Source organism: Marisediminitalea alba (assembly GCF_002993365.1).
Taxonomy (GTDB): Bacteria; Pseudomonadota; Gammaproteobacteria; order Enterobacterales; family Alteromonadaceae; genus Alteromonas; species Alteromonas alba.
Map to the genome: position 1 here is coordinate 69,333 of NZ_PVNP01000051.1, position 18,198 is coordinate 87,530.

An 18,198-nucleotide genomic window follows, 5' to 3' on the forward strand; every position below is an offset into this window, starting at 1 on the left:
ACATCCTGTTAATCAGGGAACGATAATTGTGGATGCAGACACATTAAAATTTATTGTTAAACAACTTATCTCGCCAGTCGTTCTCTTTTTCGTTCTGTTGTTAGCCGCCATGGCTTGTCATTTTTCAAAAAAGTTATCCAGGTACACTTATCCGATATTTATTAGTGGTTGTACGTGGTTGTTGCTTGCCAGTCAGTATACATTCAGTAACTGGTTACTTGCACCACTGGAATATGCCTACCCCCCAGTAAAGAAATCAGATAAAGCCTGGCATCATGTGGAGTATATTTTCACTCCTGGGTGTTATTATTACGGTAAAAATTTACCTGAAGCCAGCAATTGGCATCAATGTTCATTAACCCGTTTAACTCAAACGGCCATAATGTCGGTTTACAAAAACAAACCGGTTATTGTTACCGGGGGTAACTTTTTAAGGGATAAAAACATTGCGTATGCAGAGAAAGCCAAAGGATTTCTGTCTAATCTGGTCACTTCTTCAGTTACTGCCCTGCCTGTTGGTCATAATACAGAGCAGGAACTACAAGCATTATTTCAGCTTACCGGAGATGTCCCTATTGCCATAGTGACTTCGGCTACACATATGCGCAGACTAGTTTATCAGGCCAGACAAATTGGGTTTAACCACCTTGTTCCGGTGCCGGTTGAGCATCTGAGTCCGCCAACATATGAAGTAACATTGAATATTCCATCTATTGCCAGCATCTATCATACGGAGAGAGCATTATATGAATACATTGGTTTACTTCATGAAACAGGAGACTGGCCGATAAAGTAACTTGGTAATTAGCCTAAATAGGGTTGAGTGTGTATTTTTAGTGCTATTATTAGGGAATATTAGGTGCAATGCATCTTAATGCGAAACATGATGCTTATAACAAGCCAGGACGAAAGAGGTAACGGTGTTTAAAAGTACGAGCGCGAAAATTTCCAAACTATGGCAGTCATATCAGCGCTTACGCGAGGCGACGGCTATCTCAAAGCATTTTTCCACCTTTTTAACGCCGGTGGTTGCGAACGCTGACGACCTAAAAAAAGAAGTCTACAAGATTCGTCACAATGTGTATTGTGAAGAGCTTGGCTTCGAACCTCTAAGACCTGATCAAATGGAAATGGATGAGTTTGATGCCTTTTCGCAGTATTGCCTTATTAAGCACATCGGGTCCGACGCCTTCGCAGGTACTGTCAGGTTAGTCACCCCTAGTGAGGAAGGACAGCTTTTGCCACTGGAGAAGTATTGTCTGCATTCAATATCTCATGACGAATTTACGCCAAGCCACTTTGACCGCCATGAAATCTGTGAAATATCACGTCTTGCCGTGCCAGCGCATTTCAGACGACGGGCCATGGATAAATTTGCCGGTGCTGCCACCGGTGCAATTAACGAGTCAACGTATTCAGAAGCTGAACTGCGTTGTTTTCCGTTTATTGCAATCGGGCTTTATCTTTCGGCGGCCTCATTAGCACTGACCCAGGGTATTCAGCATGCCTTTGTAATGATGGAGCCCCGTTTAGCCAGGAGTATGCGTTTTCTGGGTATTAAGTATATTAAGATTGGCCCTACCATTGATTATCACGGCCAGCGAGCGCCCTACTATATTAATGCAGAGATCTTGCTGCGTGATCTCGCTCCGAGCTTTAAATACATGCTTCGCGACATCCAGGTCCAGGTAAACAAACAGATGAAAGAGGATAGCTAGATATTTGCCTACGCCGTTCAATTTCACGTTAGTCGGAAGCGAACGGTCAACGAGCAAATACTAATGTCAAATAATTTTACACAAAGGATATGCCCCACTTAGCCAAAAACAGGCAAGCCACTGAAAAACATAAAAAATATTAATTTGGCACACCCCGTGCATTCCTCTTACTGTGGTAACTTTCTTAGTACAGAGGACAGTAATATGAATAAATTTTCCAAATTCACTAAAGCATTGTCTTTAACTGCGGTAATCGGTTTAGGATTCGCTGGTGTGTCTAACGCAGCAACAATTAATTTCAACAATGGTGTAGCGGCATCTGATGGTTCTGGACTGACCAGTCAGTATATCGACCCTGTCAACGGCGGTTTGCCAGATTATTTCATTGAAACTTTCGATTCAGCCACAGGTGTTCCAGGCTTTCCTGGCTCTACTGCTTACACTGATGCAGGCTTCGAGCAAGATTGCGCGGTAAACAGTGTTAACAATAGCCCATTTGGTATTTCAGTGAACGGCAACGCTGGTGAGATCGGTGTTCGTCAAGGCTCCGTTTCCGGTGTTGCGGCAGCGCCAGCAAACGATACTACTTGTTATGGCTACTTGTCTAACAACAATTCGGGTTCTGCTACAGTTGAATTTGATTACACAAATCTGCTCAACTACTTTACAGCACAAGCTGGTAATGGTGTTCAGTTAGGAATCACTTACTTAGGTTTCTACTGGGGTTCAGTAGATACTTACAACGATTTTGAGTTTTATTCTGGTGGTTCGTTAGTAACCGAGATTTCTGGTGTTGGCCTGCTTAACCAGTTCGGTGGCTCTTCAGGTAACCAAACTTCTCCAAACTCAAATACCTATGTTGAAATCGAGTTTTCTATTGCAGAACAATTTGATACGCTGGTGATCAACACTTCTGGCGTAGCTGGTGAGTTTGATAACATTGTTATCGGTCTGAGCTCTCGTGAAATTCCTGTTCCGGCTCCTACTGGACTTGCGCTGTTCGCTTTTGGCCTGGTTGCTCTTGGTCTGAGATCTCGTTTAAAGAAATAAACGAAAGAGAAAGTTACCGCTAAAAAAGTCGGCCATAGTGCCGACTTTTTTTACACTTGTAACCTGCATATAATTGACCACTTTTTAACCTAATGAATTTTTAAGCATTTTTTTATTGGTCTGAAAAATGCATCGTTCCGACTTTTGGTGACATTAATCAAGGAGCGACATTATGAAACGTTTTCCCTTAGTCACTAAATCCCTTTTATTCAGTGTCGTACTGGTTTTTAGTGTCTCTAATCAATCTACAGCAGCATCTATCAGCTTTGGAGGTGCAAGCGCCTCTGATGGTTCCGGGCTAACCAGCACCTTTATGGATCCCATAAACGGCGGGCTGTCAGACTACTTTATCGAAACATTTGATATCGCTACTGGCAACCCTCTCTATCCGGGCTCTACAGACTACACTGTATCCGGATTTGAAAATGAATGTGCTGTAAACAGTCTTAATAATGGTCCTATTGGTATTGACGTTACCGCTAATAGTTCAGAAATTGCCGTCCGCAAGGGTTCAGTAACCAATGTGGCAGCAGCACCGGCGAACGACACCACCTGTTATGGCTATGCAACTAATAATGGCCAGGGCACGGCGACCATCTCGTTTGACTATAACAACCTGCTTGATTACTACAGTTCACTGTATGGCTCCTCAACCCAATTAGGTATTACTTATTTAGGTTTTTACTGGGGCTCGGTGGATGTTTACAATGACTTCTATTTTTACTCCGGAGGGTCATTGGTTTCATCAATCACAGGGGCTGCATTACTCTCCCAGTTAGGCGGCAGTTCGGGAAATCAAACTAGCCCTGACTCCAATGCTTACGTTAATATCGCCTTTTCGATTGCAGAACAGTTTGACACCCTGGTAATCAATACCAGTGACATTGCCGGAGAGTTTGACAATATAGTCATAGGCCTGAGTACACGGGAGATACCAGTAAGTGCTCCCGGGGCAACACTTATTCTGCTATTTGGTACTGTAATGCTCGCAGTCCGCAGATCTCGAAAAAGCTAATTGGCCAAAGTCAATTCAACAAGAAAGCCGGCTAGATGTCGGCTTTTTTGTTTTTTCGCGCTATAGTTTGCTCATATAAATACACTTCAAAACAATCAGAACTTATATGGATATTCACAACCAATTATCGCTTATCTGCCAAACTGGGATCGCCAGACTGATAGCTTCAGAGGAGGCCGTAAGCCAATATGGTATCAACACATTTGGTAAACCACAGCAGTTTGCCGGGGCAATCCAGATACTGCAGGAGTCAGCGATTCCCCAGTTACTTTCACTGGCAAACTCAGCGGGCGTTAAACTCCACCCGGTTAGTACTAACAATAACTGGGGATATGGTTCAATTCTGGTAGACAAAGATCCTGTTTATCTCCTGGACCTGTCTGCACTGAACGCTATCACACCAACAAATAAGGAGTTGGGTCTCATTACTATCGGCCCTGGTGTCACCCAGCAACAGTTGCACGATTACCTTGTAGAAAATGACTGGCCCCACATGGTACCAGTTACCGGCGCAGGCCCTTCATGCAGCTTGCTCAGTAACGCTTTAGAAAGGGGTTACGGCATTACGCCTTACACAGACCATTTTTATGCTTGCAATGCAATTAAAGCCTATCTCCCTCATCCAGATTTGTGTGAACAAAAGCTATCTTCTGCGGTCTCGGCTTTGGACCAAAGTGGCAATGACTTCATAGATAAAACCTTCAAATGGGGATTAGGCCCGTATATTGACGGTTTATTTACTCAAAGTAACCTTGGCGTGGTTACAGAAATGACACTAAGACTGGCTAAGAAACCTTCATCATTTTGCGCCTTTTACATTCAGATTTTTGAGGGAGATAACTTTGCTGAGGCAGTTTCTTTTATCCGGGATTTACTAGAATCCCAGAGTGGCATGGTCGGCTCTATCAATTTGATGGACAAACGACGCCTGGTCTCTATGACCTGTGATAATCCAAACGTCGAAAACAATCCTATCGAGCCATTATCAGATGAACAGGTAAATAAGCTAGCTGATTCAAAGCGACTCCCTGAATGGATGATCGTTGGCTCGATATACGGTGAGCAACCAGTTGTCAATTTCGTAAAAAAATATATAAAGCAAAAGGGCAAAAAACTGGGACGAATTCTTTTTTCTGACTCTTTATTACTCAAGTTTGCTCATCAGTTCGTCCGATTGCCTTTGAATTTTGTTCCTGCCTTTAAAGATGTAAAAGGCCAGCTAACTTCCCTCAAGGAAGGCATCGATATCATGCTTGGTGAGCCAAACCAGGTGGCGCTGCCCCTTCCCTACTGGCGAAATAAATCCGCTAAAGGCGACAAATCACGCTCGCTGGATCCAGCCAGCGAAAACTGTGGTTTACTTTGGTACGCACCGCTCATCCCAATGGACCCTAATTCCTTAAAACAGTTTGTATCATTTGTACGCTCGACCATGCTGAAATATAAGCTAGACCCGTTAATTACCTTTACTAATTTAAAACACGATTGTATCGATTCGACGGTTCCTCTGGTATTTGATAAAAGTGACAGTAGTGAGGAAACCAGAGCACTCAACTGTTTACATGAGCTAATTACAGAGGGCTGTAAAAACGGGTTTGTTCCTTACCGGCTACCCATTCACGAACAACAACAAATCGATAAATCATCAGCGTATTGGCAAACCATTAAGGTGTTAAAGAACGCAATGGATCCCAATAACATTTTATCGCCTGGCAAATACGATTCACAGTAATCAGTCTTAAGAGGTATAGTCAGAGCCAAACCAAACTGGTATCTTTGCTTGCAGTATGAGGTATAAGCCATAAGGAATGGATGCAAATGAAACGGGCCACTGCACTACTTTGTGCATTAGTAATAACCGCTTGCTCACAGAAAACTGCAGAACAACAAATCGAAGATGCAAAACGTCTCGTCCTGGAAGGTGAAGAGATTGCAGCCATTGTAGAACTGAAAAATGCAGTTGTCACAGAACCCAATAATGCTGAAGCGCGATTTCAGTTAGGGCTACTGGAATTTCAGCAAGGGCTGTGGGAAGAAGCAGAAAAAGAGCTGCGTCGTTCACTTGAACTGGGATATAGCAAAGTACAGAACTACCCCTTGCTTATTAAGGCCATATTTTATCAGAATGACTTTTTACGGGTTCTTACCGAATTAGAAAATTCGCCTGAAATAAACGACACACGAGTCGTTAGCACTATTGCTTTATTTGAGTACCTATCCAAATTAAAGGCAGGAGAACAAAATCCTGTTATACCAACCAAGCGTCTTCAGCGTGAAGATTTATTGATTGCTCAGGCTTACCAAACCCTTGAATCAGGCAAACCGCAAGTTGCGAAAAATATCACAGAGCAATTTATCAGTCCGGAAATTGAGCCCTTTGAAAAGTTGATTCTTAAAGGCATGATCGAGTCACTGATGGGAAATCATGTTGAGGCCATTATTGCCAATACTAAAGCCCTTGAGATTTACCCGACCTATCATGTTGCCCGTTTTTTACTCGCCGAGCAGCTGATTGAAGATAAACAACTCAATCGTGCAAATGAAGAGATCGATAAACTTCTGGCACTAAATCCAAACAGTGGACATGCCAATTATCTAAAATCATTGGTTTATTTTTATCAAAACGAATACGAACAGGCTTATAATCTGGCCAACCTGGCTTTACAACATAAAGCCAAACCGGCGCTGGCCAGTTTTATTTCTGGTACCAGTGCCTATTATACAGGCCGACTCGAAAGCGCTTTAAGGTTATTGTCCACTGCCGCCACAACGCTTCCTCCAGCCCATCCTGTCCACCGAATGCTCGCACAGGTAAAACTGGAACTGGGTTATGTAGACGAAGTTGCCGGAAGTCTGGACGATCTAAATATTGAGCCTGGTCAGGGCGCTGAAATTTATAGCCTGGCAGCACTGCAAAAACTACAGCAGGGTGAAGACGCAGAAACCGAATCCCTGCTAAGTAAAGCAAAAGAACTAGACCCCAATAATCCTGTAGGGCTATTGCGAGAGGGTTACATTTTACTTGATGAAAATAAACCAGGCGCCGCAGACTCTCTGGCGCGAGCTCTTGAGCTAGCACCGGATCTCAGTGAAGCATGGATTCTGTTAGCTCAGGCAAAATATGAAGAAGACGGGCTGGAATCAGCGCTGGCCGTAGCCGACGATTGGGCGGAGCTGAATGAGCTCAACGGTGAGTTGCTAAGAGGTATTATTTACCTCCGCGACAATAACGAAAAGCAAGCTATAGCCCATTTTACCAACCTGGTTAAAAGGGATCCTGATAACGCAGGAGCCATCCGTTACCTGATGATTGGGGAAGCTCGCTGGGATAACTTTGATAAAGCCATTGAATATGGCGAGAAGTTACTCGACCTGGCGCCCAACAATCTACAAAACCTAATCGACGTTGTGAACATTAAAATTGCGATAGGTCAGGAAGAAGAATTGGAAAACTTTCTAAAACAACGGATTGCTAAATTTCCGGAATCAGATGCTGCCAGTTCAGCTTTAGCTCTTATTTACTCTCGCGCCAAACAGCCAGAAAAAGCGATTAATTTACTGAAAGGGATAGCAGAGCCGCAAAGTTTTGGTGTGTACCAGGCGCTGGGCGACGCATATGTTTCTGTAAAAAACTTCGACAAAGCGATCGAAACCTATCGCGACTGGACACAGAAATTTCCCACCGATAGCAATAGTTGGTATCGATTGATTGCAACTTACCAAATGGTAAATAATTTCGACGGCGCATTAGAAGCTACACAAAATGCACGCCGATATTTACCCAGAGACGAGCGACTGATTCTTGTTGAGGCTCACCTCGCTGCATCTACAGGCAGGTTTGCCCAATCCAAACGGGCCATTGAACTACTATCTGAAGACAGCAGCGAACTGGTAAACCTGACTCATACAAGAGGGTTGCTTGCATTAAACGAAAAACGTTTCAGCGATGCCGTTTCACTACTTTCTGCTTACTACGAAACCAATCCGGGTTTTGCAGTTGCCCGCTTGCTGGCACTGGCGCATGCGGGTTTGGGACAGCCCAATAAAGGTCTTGAATACCTGCAAACAGAAGCTGCGAAAGAAAATGACACACTGGTGTTTAAACTGATTAGTGCAGAGTATGCCTCTTCCTACGGGATGTATGATGCATCAATTGAGCTATACAATCAGGTTTTAGCCCAAAAGCCGGACGACTTTGCATCACTCAACAACCTGGCTTCAGTTTATACCCAGGCTGGCGACTTAACTAAAGCCGCTGAGATCGCCAAACGGGTTATTGAAATTGCTCCCGACTCACCCTATGCACTGGATACCTATGGATACGTATTACTCAAACAAGGTAAGGTACAGGAAGGCCAGGCATTCGTTGAACGAGCTCTAGGCAAAGATCCCAATAACAAAGAAATACAGTTACATAACGTTGAAGCCCTGATCCTTAATAACGAATTAACCCAGGCGCGCTCAATGTTGTCACGGATACGCCCTGCTACGCCGTTACAGCTATCCTTACATAAGGAACTGAAAAGCCGTCTAGACGCGCAGAAATAGCCCTGGCGTTTTTTACAGTGCTGACTCTTGACGTAAGGGATAACTACACGCTGGATGAGGTGAGCTCAACACTCACCTCACTGGAAAATGCGATCCCATCGGTACCATTATTTCTGAGTCTATTCTGGCTCAGGCCCTGGCTCGAACAGTGCAAAAAGCGCCCCTTGTGGTTAACCTGTAGGGATAACGATCGGGTTGTGGGCAGCATCTTTTTATCTACCTCCGGCTACCGCTTACCAAAAGAACCCTTCGGCTCAGGCTGGTTTAATAAAACCGGTGAAGCTAAGCAGGATCAAATCTGGATAGAGTACAACGACATACTGGCACTCCCTGAGTACCGGCAGGAAGCTATCAGATGCTTACTGGATTGGTGCCAAACCCAGTCGCCGCAGAAGTGGATCCTCGAAATAACCGATAAACCGGCAGAGTGGCTGCAGCACCCGGCGTTTAGCGCTGAGGTGATGGATATCCCCGCATTTCGGATTAAACTCACAGACGTATTCTCCGATTACAATGCTTTTCTGTCTCAATGTTCCAGTAACAGCCGTAGCCGAATCCGCAGAGCAATGAAGTATATGCAGCAGCATTACGGTGAGCTCTCCCTGTGTTCACTTGGTTCACAACCAGATGCCGTGACATTGTCTAATATGATGTCACTTCATCGCCGCAAATGGGGAAAGACCAGCGAAGGCAGTGGTTTTGATAACCCCTACTTTGTTAACTTCCATAAAACGCTCATGGCCAATGAACAACAGCATGCTTGTCATTGTGAAGTGCTGGCATTTTATGCTGGCGATCTTTGCCTTGGCTACACCTATAACCTGCTGAATCACGACACAGTCTATTTTTACTTATCTGCTATTGAATATGCCGAAGAAAGCAACCGGTTTCAGCCGGGGCTGATAATGCATACCCTGGCAATCGCCTATTTTGCCGGCGAAGGGTTTAAAACTTATGATTTTATGGGCGGCGACAGTCAGTACAAACGGTCATTATCTAATGAGGAATATTCCTTAACTGCCGTTCACCTGTTCAAAAAAACCTGGCTTACGCGATTGTTAAGTATAATAAAAACCATTGTTCGCTGGTTTCGCTAATAATAGCCGGACAATACGTGTAATCAGAGATTAATGTTTGCTCTGCGGCGCTATTTAACGGTACAGTTACACTCAGGTTGACTCCCCATTAACGACAATAACTACAAATACCGACACATGCTGGAATCTCACTATTTTTCGCTACAAACGCCTGCTAATGACAACAGTTCAGGGGCATTATTTTCTGTCGGTGTACCATTTCCCCAAGGCCGTTTTTTCGCTCTTCAGCAATTGATCTGCTGTCGTGATGATGGAGAAGAAGTCAGCGCTGCCGTCGTGCCCAAAGCATTCTGGCCGGATAACTCCCTGAAATGGGTTCAGATACATGGCGAAACTAGCAATCAGGGTCTGGACAAAACCGGCTTTACAGTTTGTGAAGCCCCGCAGAACACCAGCCTTTGTAAGCAGCAATCACCTGACATCACTAAAACACAGAACAAAGTCGAAGTTCATTGCGCAGACACCACTTGGCTAATACACACAGACCAACTGTTCTCCGGCACCCTCACTGTTGCCGGAAAGCTATTTCAGTTTGGCGTGGAATCTCAGTTCAGGGCGCCCTATGATACCTTACAAACCAATTTAACAAACTGGCATATCACCCCGGCATACGATAACAATCGCAGCGGCGAAGCGGCTTTTATAGAGCTAACGCTACATTATCAGCTTATCGGCCAGTCGCCAGTTACCCTGCCTCTTGAATTTAATGTAGCGCTAAAATACTTTACCCACTTCGGCTACTGTGAATTACATAGCACGCTGCTGAATCCAAATCCGGCCGAACATGCCGGAGGCACCTGGGACCTCGGTGAACAACAAAGCCTGCTAATAGAAGAGCTTGCCTTTCTCATTAAAGCTGAATCAGTTACATCACACCTCAGTGAAGAGAGTGTATCAGTTACCGGTGAGGAGCCCATTCATACCCATAGCATCCTATGGCAGCGTTCCAGCAATGGTAAACACTGGGACAGCCCGGTACATGTTAATCATGAACGTAAGCTCAGCATATCAAACCCATTAAGTGTTATCGACGTTAATGGCGAAAAGTCCGAACAACCGGTTAGACTTGCACCTACCGGCAGCCTGAAACAGGATGAAACCTGCTTACGCATCGAGCCGCAAAAGTTCTGGCAGAATTTTCCTACAGCCTTCACTGCCAACTCAGCTCAATTATGCTGGCACTGGTTTAAAGCCGAAGCCAACCTCCCGGTTGAATTACAACCCGGAGAGCAGAAATCCCATTGTTGCGAACTGGCTTTTAGTGACAAGTCAGATAGCTATGTTAAAGCGAATGCCCGCCTCAACCCTGAGTGGATATCACACTGCGATGTCATCCCCTGGTTCTCTGAATCTCTGACTTCGGATCCGCTACAGTCTCTGATAAACCTGGGACAGAATGGCGAACAGAATTTTTTCGCCAAGCGGGAGCGTATCGATGAATATGGCTGGCGAAACTTTGGCGATCTCTATGCAGATCACGAAACCGCAGAACATCAGGGTGATGAACTGTTTCCTTCCCATTACAACAATCAGTACGACCCGTTGTACGGCTTTTTAAAGCAATGGCTGTTGAGTGGTGATGAAAAGTGGAAGGAACTCGCAGACGACCTGGCCAGGCACATTATCGACATTGACATTTACCACTGCGACCAAGACAAGCCGGAATACAACAATGGTTTATTCTGGCATACCGACCATTACCTGCCCGCTGAAACGGCCACACACCGTACTTATTCCAGACATCATAAGAGTGATGCTTATCAGGACCATGCCGGCGGCGGTGGACCAGGGGGCCAGCACTGCTATACCAGCGGCCTGCAGTTGTATTATTTCCTTACTGGTTGCCTGCAGGCTAAAAAAGCTGTGCTCGGGTTAGCCAACTGGATAACTCAGGTTTACGAGAGTGATGGCACGCTTTTCGGCTTACTGTTGCAATTCAAAAATCGACACCGAAAGGATTTAAAGCAGTTTACTACAGGTCATTATCCGCTGGACAGGGGCACTGCCAATTACATGGTTGCCCTGCTCGACAGCTATGAACTTACAGGCAATACCCACTTACTTGAAAAAGTGGCGTATATCATCCGCCACACTGTCTCTCCTGATGATGATATCGATGGCGAAAGAGACCTGACCAACGTCGAAGAATGTTGGTTTTACACGGTATTCTTTCAAGCCCTGTGCCGGTACCTCAGGGTGCAACAATGCGTCGCAAAAAACAGTGATTTTAATTACGTCAAAGCGTGTCTGCTGCACTACGCAGACTGGATGGCCGATAACGAATATCCGTACCTGGAAAAGCCTGACATTCTGGAATATCCCAACCAGACATGGAGTGCACAGGACCTTCGCAAAGTGCATGTTTTAACCGTTGCTGCTACCTATGCAGACCCCGACCAGGCCAACCGCTTTATGCAAAAGAGTAAAGCGCTGAAGGAGTATATCGTCACAGCGCTGTCTGACAGTAAAGAGCGCGAATATACGCGAATCCTGGCTCTCGTAATGCAAAATTATGGCGTGGATACCGTGCTGGCATCATCCACTTCCAGCCAGGCTAAACAGACTACTGCCAGCACGCCGGTAACCAAAGATCAACAAAGAGCAGGCTGGCAAGCAGAGCTGCTGCGGGTTATAAAACAGTTCTCACCACAATATGAGTGGCAACAATTGCAAAAGCGTATTCCTAAATTACGCAGAAATCGGTGGCATTAAACATGGATAGCGTGTCGTTTATAATCCCCCACAAGGGGCGTGAGAACATGTTGATTGAAACCATTGGTTCAATCGCCGCATTGGAATACCCCCAAGAACAGCTTGAAATCGTGCTGGTGTCGCAGAATCCTGCCGTCTCTGAAGATGTTAAACAGGCTGCAGGCAACATAACACTACAAGTTATTGAAAGTACGCCGGACAACACTATTTCGACCTCACGAAATATCGGTGCCAGGCAGGCTAAAGGCAACTACTTTGCTTTTCTCGATGCCGACATTGCCCTGTCGGCTAACTGGTTGAGTACGTGTTTACAGCTACTGCAAAGCCGCCCGGGCACTAAGCTGGTAAGTGCCATGCAATTGCCATCTGCAACGCCCACGCCTCTGGAGCACATTCGGGTTGCGCTGAGCAATGCAGACCTCGATTGTACGGTGAGCTTTTTACCCGGTCGAAATTTGCTGCTAAGCAAAGAAACCTTTTATCAGGCCGGCCAGTTTCCGGACGATTTGGTGACCTGCGAAGACTACTATTTTACCGACAAGGTTAACCAGTTGGGTGAGCTGTATTACACGAGTCAGGCGCAGTATGTGCACATTGGCGAGGACAAGCAGCTTGCCGCCATGTTCAGTAAGGAAATCTGGCGCGGTCAGTCAAATCTTGCCTCCACCAGGGATCGCCGCATCCCGCTCAGGGAATGGCCAAGCTTTATCGTACCGGTTGCAATACCAGGATTGCTTATATGCGCCCTGTTACTGACTATCGCAGGCTATAGCGAGTTAAGCCTGATGGCTCTCGGTCTGGCTGTGTTGCCGGTCATCCTTTACAGCCTGCGCTTGTTCAAACTGGTCGCCGGCACAACCTCCTTCTGGCAGGTTTTAAAATTTTACAGTGTTTATTTCCCGGCCCGGGCCATTGGCACCGTTGGCGGTATTATAAAAACCATCGGAACTTCTTCACATGGCAAATAAAAAAATAAAAATTCTGCAATTTATCTGTTCAACGGGTTTTTATGGTGCTGAACGCTGGGTGCTGGCTTTGGCCAGCCATTTACCCAAAGATAAAACCGTCTCGCTGCTGGCTACCACATTGGAAGATAACTCCCAGGATCTTGAACTGGTGCGACAGTTTAAAGAACGGTGCGGAGACACTTTCGAGCTACCCATGAAGCATAAATTCGATTTCTCAGTGGTTGATAAGCTGGCCGAACTCATTAAGCGTGAAGACATCGATATTATCCACACCCATGGTTATAAGTCGGATATTCTTGGTGTCTGGGCTGCCCGAAAGGCCGGAATTCCCTGTGTAGTAACGCCACACGGCTTTGAGAATGCCAAGGATATTAAACTGCGCATGTTTATCTGGCTGGGTTGCCAGGCGATGAAATACGGTGATGCGATAGTTCCTTTATCCCGCCAGTTGCTTGCCGACATGCAACGACTGGGAGTGAAAGCAGAAAAAACGCACTATATCCAAAATGGCGTGGATTTGTCTGAAGTTGAGACAGTGCGCACCGACGATAACATCCCTGCCAGCACCGAAAAACTCCGCGTAGGCTTTATTGGTCAAATGATTAGCCGCAAAAATATCGATGACATTCTGACCATATTTGATGACCTGCATCAGGAAGGAATGAATATTGAACTGCTGTTCCTGGGTGATGGTGACGATCGTGCCCGACTGGAGCAAATCGCTGCTACTTTGCCAAGCAAAAGCGATATTCATTTTCTCGGTTTTCGCGACGACCGGCTGGCGCTGCTGAAAACCTTCGATTTGTTTGTCATGACTTCCACTCTTGAAGGGGTGCCCCGCTGCCTCATGGAAGCCTGTGCCATGGGTACCCCCGTAGCGGCCTATCAGATTCCTGGGATTGACCAGCTCATCACCCACCAGCAAACCGGTTTACTCGCGCCGCTTGGCGAGCGTGAAACCCTTAAAGGCTACTGGCGGGAGATGTTATCTGATACTATCAGAGCAAACGAATACGGCTTACAGGCAAAAGCCTATGTAGAAGAACACTTCTCGGCGCAACGCATGGCCAATGAGTATATGGTTCTTTTTGAGGACTTACTGAGCTAAGGAAATGGCATGGTAAACCAGCTTTCACCCAATACTACACTGTTTGTATTGACTATCGATACCGAAGAAGAATGGCATTGGGATGGTCCCTTTCCGCAACACAACTGTCAGGTCGAGAATATTCAGCGTATTCCTGAATTTCAGCAGTTTTGCGAAAACCTCGGCGTCAGGCCAACCTACTTTGTGGACTATGCTGTGGCTGATAATCAGCAGGCTGTAGACGCGATACAACAAGCCAGGCAGCACAACCAGTGTGAAATAGGCGCCCACCTGCACCCGTGGTGTAATCCGCCCTACTTTGGTAAAACCGGTGAGGCTGAATCTCACGTTGTAAATTTGCCGCTTGAGCAAATTGAAGCCAAACTGGATGCCCTTATAGAGTTGCTGGTTAAGCGCTTCAACATCCATCCGCGTTCGTTTCGAACCGGCCGTTGGGGGATTGACAGCAAAGTCTTGAAGCTTCTGGCCGACCGGGGATTTCGCGTCGACAGCAGTGTATATCCCTATTACCGAAATGAGTTTTTCACCTGCGAAGGGTCACCACTAACCCCTTACTGGCCAGATTTTAACGATCCCCTCAAAGCCGGCAACCAGCGTCAGATAATGGAGCTACCAGTCACCGCAGGCTTTAATCGTCAGAATTACGAAACCGTGGATAAAATTCATCGCCTGGGCGAATCTGCGCCGCTAAAAATGCTCCATACCATTGGTTTAATGTGGCATACACGAATATTACGCAAACTTTATTTAAGCCCTGAGTTAAATGACAGCGAGAACCTTTGTTTGCTGGCGGACTCTGCATTGGGGCGTGGTCATAACGTCATGCATATGTACTTGCACAGTTCCAGCCTGATTGATGGTGTTACCGGATTATTTGATGAAAAAAACTCTCTTGAGGTAATTTGTCAGCGGATTAAAACCACTGTAGAACACCTTAAAAAGTCGGGCCCTGTGCAGTTTTGTACCATCACAGAAGCCTGTGAAATACTGAATGTGAGAAATCCGGAGGAAGCCGTTCTTTTATGAACATCAGACGGGCAACACCCACCGATGCAGCAGCCTGGGATAACTATGTTGCACAGCATGCTGAAGCAACGCCATACCATAAATTTGGCTGGGGCATAGCCTGTGAACAGGCATATCAACAGTCAATGCACTACCTGCTGGCCGAAGATACTAACGGCAACTTAATCGGTGTACTGCCGGCCATCGATTTTAAACGCCCGCTTAAGGCCGGGCATCTGGTCGCCCTGCCTTTTTGTGATACCGGCTTTGCGCTGGCAGACAGCCAGGATATAAAAACAGCTCTGCTATCGCATCTTAATGAGCAAAGTGATTACCGCGATTTACGTCAGGAACCAGCGGATACCAACACCCTGAGTCCCGGCCAGAAAGTGATTTTACGCTTACCATTGCCAGACAGCAGTGAAGCATTATTGAGCCAGTTTAAGTCCAAGTTACGCAGTCAGATCCGTAAAGCCGAAAAGAACGGCCTGACCATGAAAATGGCAGATAACTTTACTCAACATAAAGCGTTACTAGGCGACTTTTACGACGTGTATAAACAGAATATGCGCCAGCTAGCCTCACCGGTTCACTCCCGCAGGTGGTTTGAACGTATTTTAGCCAATTACGATGATGGCGCCCGGGTTTGTGTTGTTTACACCGGAGATTTAGCCATCGGCGCAGGCATTGTGTTAATCAACGGGCAAATGGCTGCCATTCCCTGGGCGTCGACTTTGAGTCAGCATAACCGGCTGGCGCCAAATATGTTACTTTATTGGTCACTACTGGCTAACGTCACCGATAACGGCCAGCGGATGTTTGATTTTGGCCGCTCCTCTTTTGGTGAAGGTACTTATAAATTTAAAACTCAATGGGGCGCTGTGCCCTATGCGTTGCACTGGCATGACGGTGCAACACCTGAGCTAGCGGCAGCAGTTGAAACGGGTCCTCCGGGTACAGTAAGGCAGTTAGCGGAAACAATCTGGCCCCGACTTCCGTTGGGATTAACAGTTTCTATGGGGTCGGCTATACGACGCTATATCAGTTTATAAGGCAGGATTTTTATGTGCGGGATTGCTGGCTTCAGCCGCTATCAGTTTGAATCGGGTGATGAGTCCCTTTTGTCAGGCATGGGTCAGGCCATTTATCACCGGGGGCCGGATGCGGGCGGTACTTATCTGGATGCCGGAGTGGGTTTGTGCCATCGCCGCCTGAGTATTCTGGATTTATCCGCAGCGGGCAACCAACCGATGTTCAGCCCGGACCGCCGTTACGTAATTGTGTTTAATGGTGAAATTTACAATTTCCTCGATATTCGCGCATCGTTGGAAGCACAAGGCCATCAGTTTACGACCCATACCGATACCGAAGTTATCCTGACCCTCTATGCACTGGAGGGCCCGGATTGTCTTGATAAGCTCAATGGCATGTTTGCGCTGGCTATCTGGGATACCGTTGAGCAAACCGTCTTTCTTGCCCGCGACAGAATTGGTAAAAAGCCACTTTATTACACTCACCAGCAAGGCAAATTCGCTTTTGCCTCCGAAATAAAAGCGTTACTACCTTTACCTTTTATCAGCAAGTCCATCCGCGACGACGCGGTATACGACTTTTTTGCTTACCAGTACGTCCCGGACCCAAAAACGATTTTCACCGATATTCAAAAATGTCCTCCCGGTCATTATATGCTGTTTAAAGGGGGCGAACTGACTATCAAGCGCTACTGGGACGTTGATTTTAGTCGCACCAGCAACAATTCCGAAGAAGCTCTCACAAATCAGTTGAGAGAGCTTACCGCGCACTGTACTAAACAGCGGATGATAGCAGATGTACCACTCGGCGCTTTTCTTAGTGGTGGTGTCGATTCCAGTGGCGTAGTTGCCATGATGGCAAATCAATCTGAGTCGCCGGTGAAAACCTGCTCTATCGGTTTTGATGAAGAGCGCTTCAATGAAACAGAATTTGCCAAGGCAGTGGCTGACCAGTATCACACCGAACATCACGAATTTATTGTTCATGACAATGTCAGCGACAACCTTGAGCATATTGTCAGCTTTTTTGACGAACCCTTCGCAGACCCGTCGTTAGTGCCAACCTATTTTGTGTCTAAGCTGGCCCGTCAGGAGGTCACGGTTGCTATTGCCGGTGATGGTGGCGACGAAGTGTTTGCCGGCTATGAGAAATACAGTGTCGACGCAGTAGAGAATAATCTACGCAATAAAGTGCCGGGCTGGATACGCAAGAATGTATTGCCCGGGCTGGCAAACCTGCTCAGTGCAGGCTCATCGATTACGGTGTTGCGTAAGGCTAAATCCCTGTGTGACAGCTTATCCTGCGATCCGGCGATGGGTTTTTACCTGTCCAATGCACAAATCGACCAGCGCCACTGGCAACAGCTGGTAGCCCCGGATTTTGCCAATCGTTTGGGCGATTACCACCCCAGCCAAATAACCCTGGACGCTTATGCCAGAGCCAACGGACCGGATCACCTGGCCAAAATACTCTATACCGACCTTACGACGTTTTTGCCCGGCGGTATTCTGGTCAAGGTCGATCGCATGAGCATGGCCAATTCACTGGAAGTTCGCGCTCCAATTTTAGACCGCGAAGTCATAGAATTTGCAGCCACGGTTCCGTCCGCCTTCAAATTTAAAGACGGCGAGAAAAAACATATCCTCAAAGAAGCTTTTAAACCGCTGTTACCAGACGACATTCTGTACCGTAAAAAAATGGGCTTTTCAGTACCGCTGGACAGCTGGCTCAGAAATGAAATTAAAGCCATCGCCGAAAGCTACATCCTGAAAGACAACAACGGCCTGTGCCGGTACTTTAAACCGGCAGTAATCCGTCAGTTCTGGCAGCAGCATCAAAATGGCAGTTACCAACATGGTACCCTGCTATGGAGTATGCTGATGTTTGAAATGTGGTATCAGCGCTATATTGAAAGTGAGGCAGAGGCTGCGTGAGCGCAAGTATG

13 protein-coding genes are annotated in these 18,198 nt (G+C 46.4%); all 13 read left to right on the forward strand.

Annotated elements, in window-relative coordinates:
• Nucleotides 1-28 precede the first annotated feature (28 nt).
• On the forward strand, nt 29-796 hold the full coding sequence (locus tag C6Y40_RS06535) for a YdcF family protein (protein ID WP_105933887.1): 768 nt from the start codon (nt 29-31) through the stop codon (nt 794-796).
• Between the two features lie 124 nt (nt 797-920).
• Nucleotides 921-1,718: a PEP-CTERM/exosortase system-associated acyltransferase gene (locus C6Y40_RS06540; protein ID WP_105933888.1), complete on the forward strand. Its 798-nt coding sequence runs from the start codon at nt 921-923 to the stop codon at nt 1,716-1,718.
• A 204-nt stretch (nt 1,719-1,922) separates the two neighbouring features.
• Nucleotides 1,923-2,768 carry an Npun_F0296 family exosortase-dependent surface protein gene (locus tag C6Y40_RS06545; protein WP_105933889.1) on the forward strand — a complete coding sequence of 282 codons (846 nt, stop codon included), beginning with the start codon at nt 1,923-1,925 and terminating at the stop codon, nt 2,766-2,768.
• A 172-nt stretch (nt 2,769-2,940) separates the two neighbouring features.
• Nucleotides 2,941-3,783: an Npun_F0296 family exosortase-dependent surface protein gene (locus C6Y40_RS06550; RefSeq protein WP_105933890.1), complete on the forward strand. Its 843-nt coding sequence runs from the start codon at nt 2,941-2,943 to the stop codon at nt 3,781-3,783.
• 106 nt (nt 3,784-3,889) lie between these two features.
• Nucleotides 3,890-5,515 (forward strand): FAD-binding protein, encoded by a 1,626-nt coding sequence (locus C6Y40_RS06555; RefSeq protein ID WP_105933891.1) that lies wholly within the window; start codon nt 3,890-3,892, stop codon nt 5,513-5,515.
• An 86-nt stretch (nt 5,516-5,601) separates the two neighbouring features.
• Nucleotides 5,602-8,331, forward strand: coding sequence for an XrtA/PEP-CTERM system TPR-repeat protein PrsT (gene prsT, locus C6Y40_RS06560; protein ID WP_170308425.1), 2,730 nt, complete (start codon nt 5,602-5,604; stop codon nt 8,329-8,331).
• A gap of 17 nt (nt 8,332-8,348) precedes the next feature.
• A complete protein-coding gene (locus C6Y40_RS06565) occupies nt 8,349-9,428 on the forward strand; it encodes a GNAT family N-acetyltransferase (RefSeq protein ID WP_105933893.1) in 1,080 nt (359 codons plus the stop codon).
• Between the two features lie 117 nt (nt 9,429-9,545).
• Complete coding sequence (locus tag C6Y40_RS06570) at nt 9,546-12,140, forward strand: RIFT barrel domain-containing protein (protein ID WP_105933894.1); 2,595 nt, start codon at nt 9,546-9,548, stop codon at nt 12,138-12,140.
• A gap of 2 nt (nt 12,141-12,142) precedes the next feature.
• Nucleotides 12,143-13,108: a glycosyltransferase family 2 protein gene (locus tag C6Y40_RS06575; RefSeq protein ID WP_105933895.1), complete on the forward strand. Its 966-nt coding sequence runs from the start codon at nt 12,143-12,145 to the stop codon at nt 13,106-13,108.
• On the forward strand, nt 13,098-14,216 hold the full coding sequence (locus C6Y40_RS06580; RefSeq protein WP_105933896.1) for a glycosyltransferase: 1,119 nt from the start codon (nt 13,098-13,100) through the stop codon (nt 14,214-14,216). The genes C6Y40_RS06575 and C6Y40_RS06580 overlap by 11 nt, the downstream gene beginning before the upstream one ends.
• Nucleotides 14,217-14,225: 9 nt before the next feature.
• A complete protein-coding gene (locus tag C6Y40_RS06585) occupies nt 14,226-15,242 on the forward strand; it encodes a polysaccharide deacetylase family protein (RefSeq protein ID WP_105933897.1) in 1,017 nt (338 codons plus the stop codon).
• Nucleotides 15,239-16,273: a GNAT family N-acetyltransferase gene (locus C6Y40_RS06590; protein ID WP_105933898.1), complete on the forward strand. Its 1,035-nt coding sequence runs from the start codon at nt 15,239-15,241 to the stop codon at nt 16,271-16,273. The genes C6Y40_RS06585 and C6Y40_RS06590 overlap by 4 nt, the downstream gene beginning before the upstream one ends.
• Before the next feature lie 12 nt (nt 16,274-16,285).
• Nucleotides 16,286-18,187 (forward strand): asparagine synthase (glutamine-hydrolyzing), encoded by a 1,902-nt coding sequence (gene asnB, locus C6Y40_RS06595; RefSeq protein WP_105933899.1) that lies wholly within the window; start codon nt 16,286-16,288, stop codon nt 18,185-18,187.
• Nucleotides 18,188-18,198 lie beyond the last annotated feature (11 nt).

What these genes read in the sequence shown, in the direction of transcription:
- C6Y40_RS06545 (WP_105933889.1), top strand. Translation starts at nt 1,923, where the DNA reads ATGAATAAATTTTCCAAATTCACTAAAGCATTGTCTTTAACTGCGGTA.
- C6Y40_RS06550 (WP_105933890.1), top strand. Translation starts at nt 2,941, where the DNA reads ATGAAACGTTTTCCCTTAGTCACTAAATCCCTTTTATTCAGTGTCGTA.
- C6Y40_RS06555 (WP_105933891.1), top strand. Translation starts at nt 3,890, where the DNA reads ATGGATATTCACAACCAATTATCGCTTATCTGCCAAACTGGGATCGCC.
- prsT (WP_170308425.1), top strand. Translation starts at nt 5,602, where the DNA reads ATGAAACGGGCCACTGCACTACTTTGTGCATTAGTAATAACCGCTTGC.
- C6Y40_RS06570 (WP_105933894.1), top strand. Translation starts at nt 9,546, where the DNA reads ATGCTGGAATCTCACTATTTTTCGCTACAAACGCCTGCTAATGACAAC.
- C6Y40_RS06575 (WP_105933895.1), top strand. Translation starts at nt 12,143, where the DNA reads ATGGATAGCGTGTCGTTTATAATCCCCCACAAGGGGCGTGAGAACATG.
- C6Y40_RS06580 (WP_105933896.1), top strand. Translation starts at nt 13,098, where the DNA reads ATGGCAAATAAAAAAATAAAAATTCTGCAATTTATCTGTTCAACGGGT.
- C6Y40_RS06585 (WP_105933897.1), top strand. Translation starts at nt 14,226, where the DNA reads ATGGTAAACCAGCTTTCACCCAATACTACACTGTTTGTATTGACTATC.
- C6Y40_RS06590 (WP_105933898.1), top strand. Translation starts at nt 15,239, where the DNA reads ATGAACATCAGACGGGCAACACCCACCGATGCAGCAGCCTGGGATAAC.
- asnB (WP_105933899.1), top strand. Translation starts at nt 16,286, where the DNA reads ATGTGCGGGATTGCTGGCTTCAGCCGCTATCAGTTTGAATCGGGTGAT.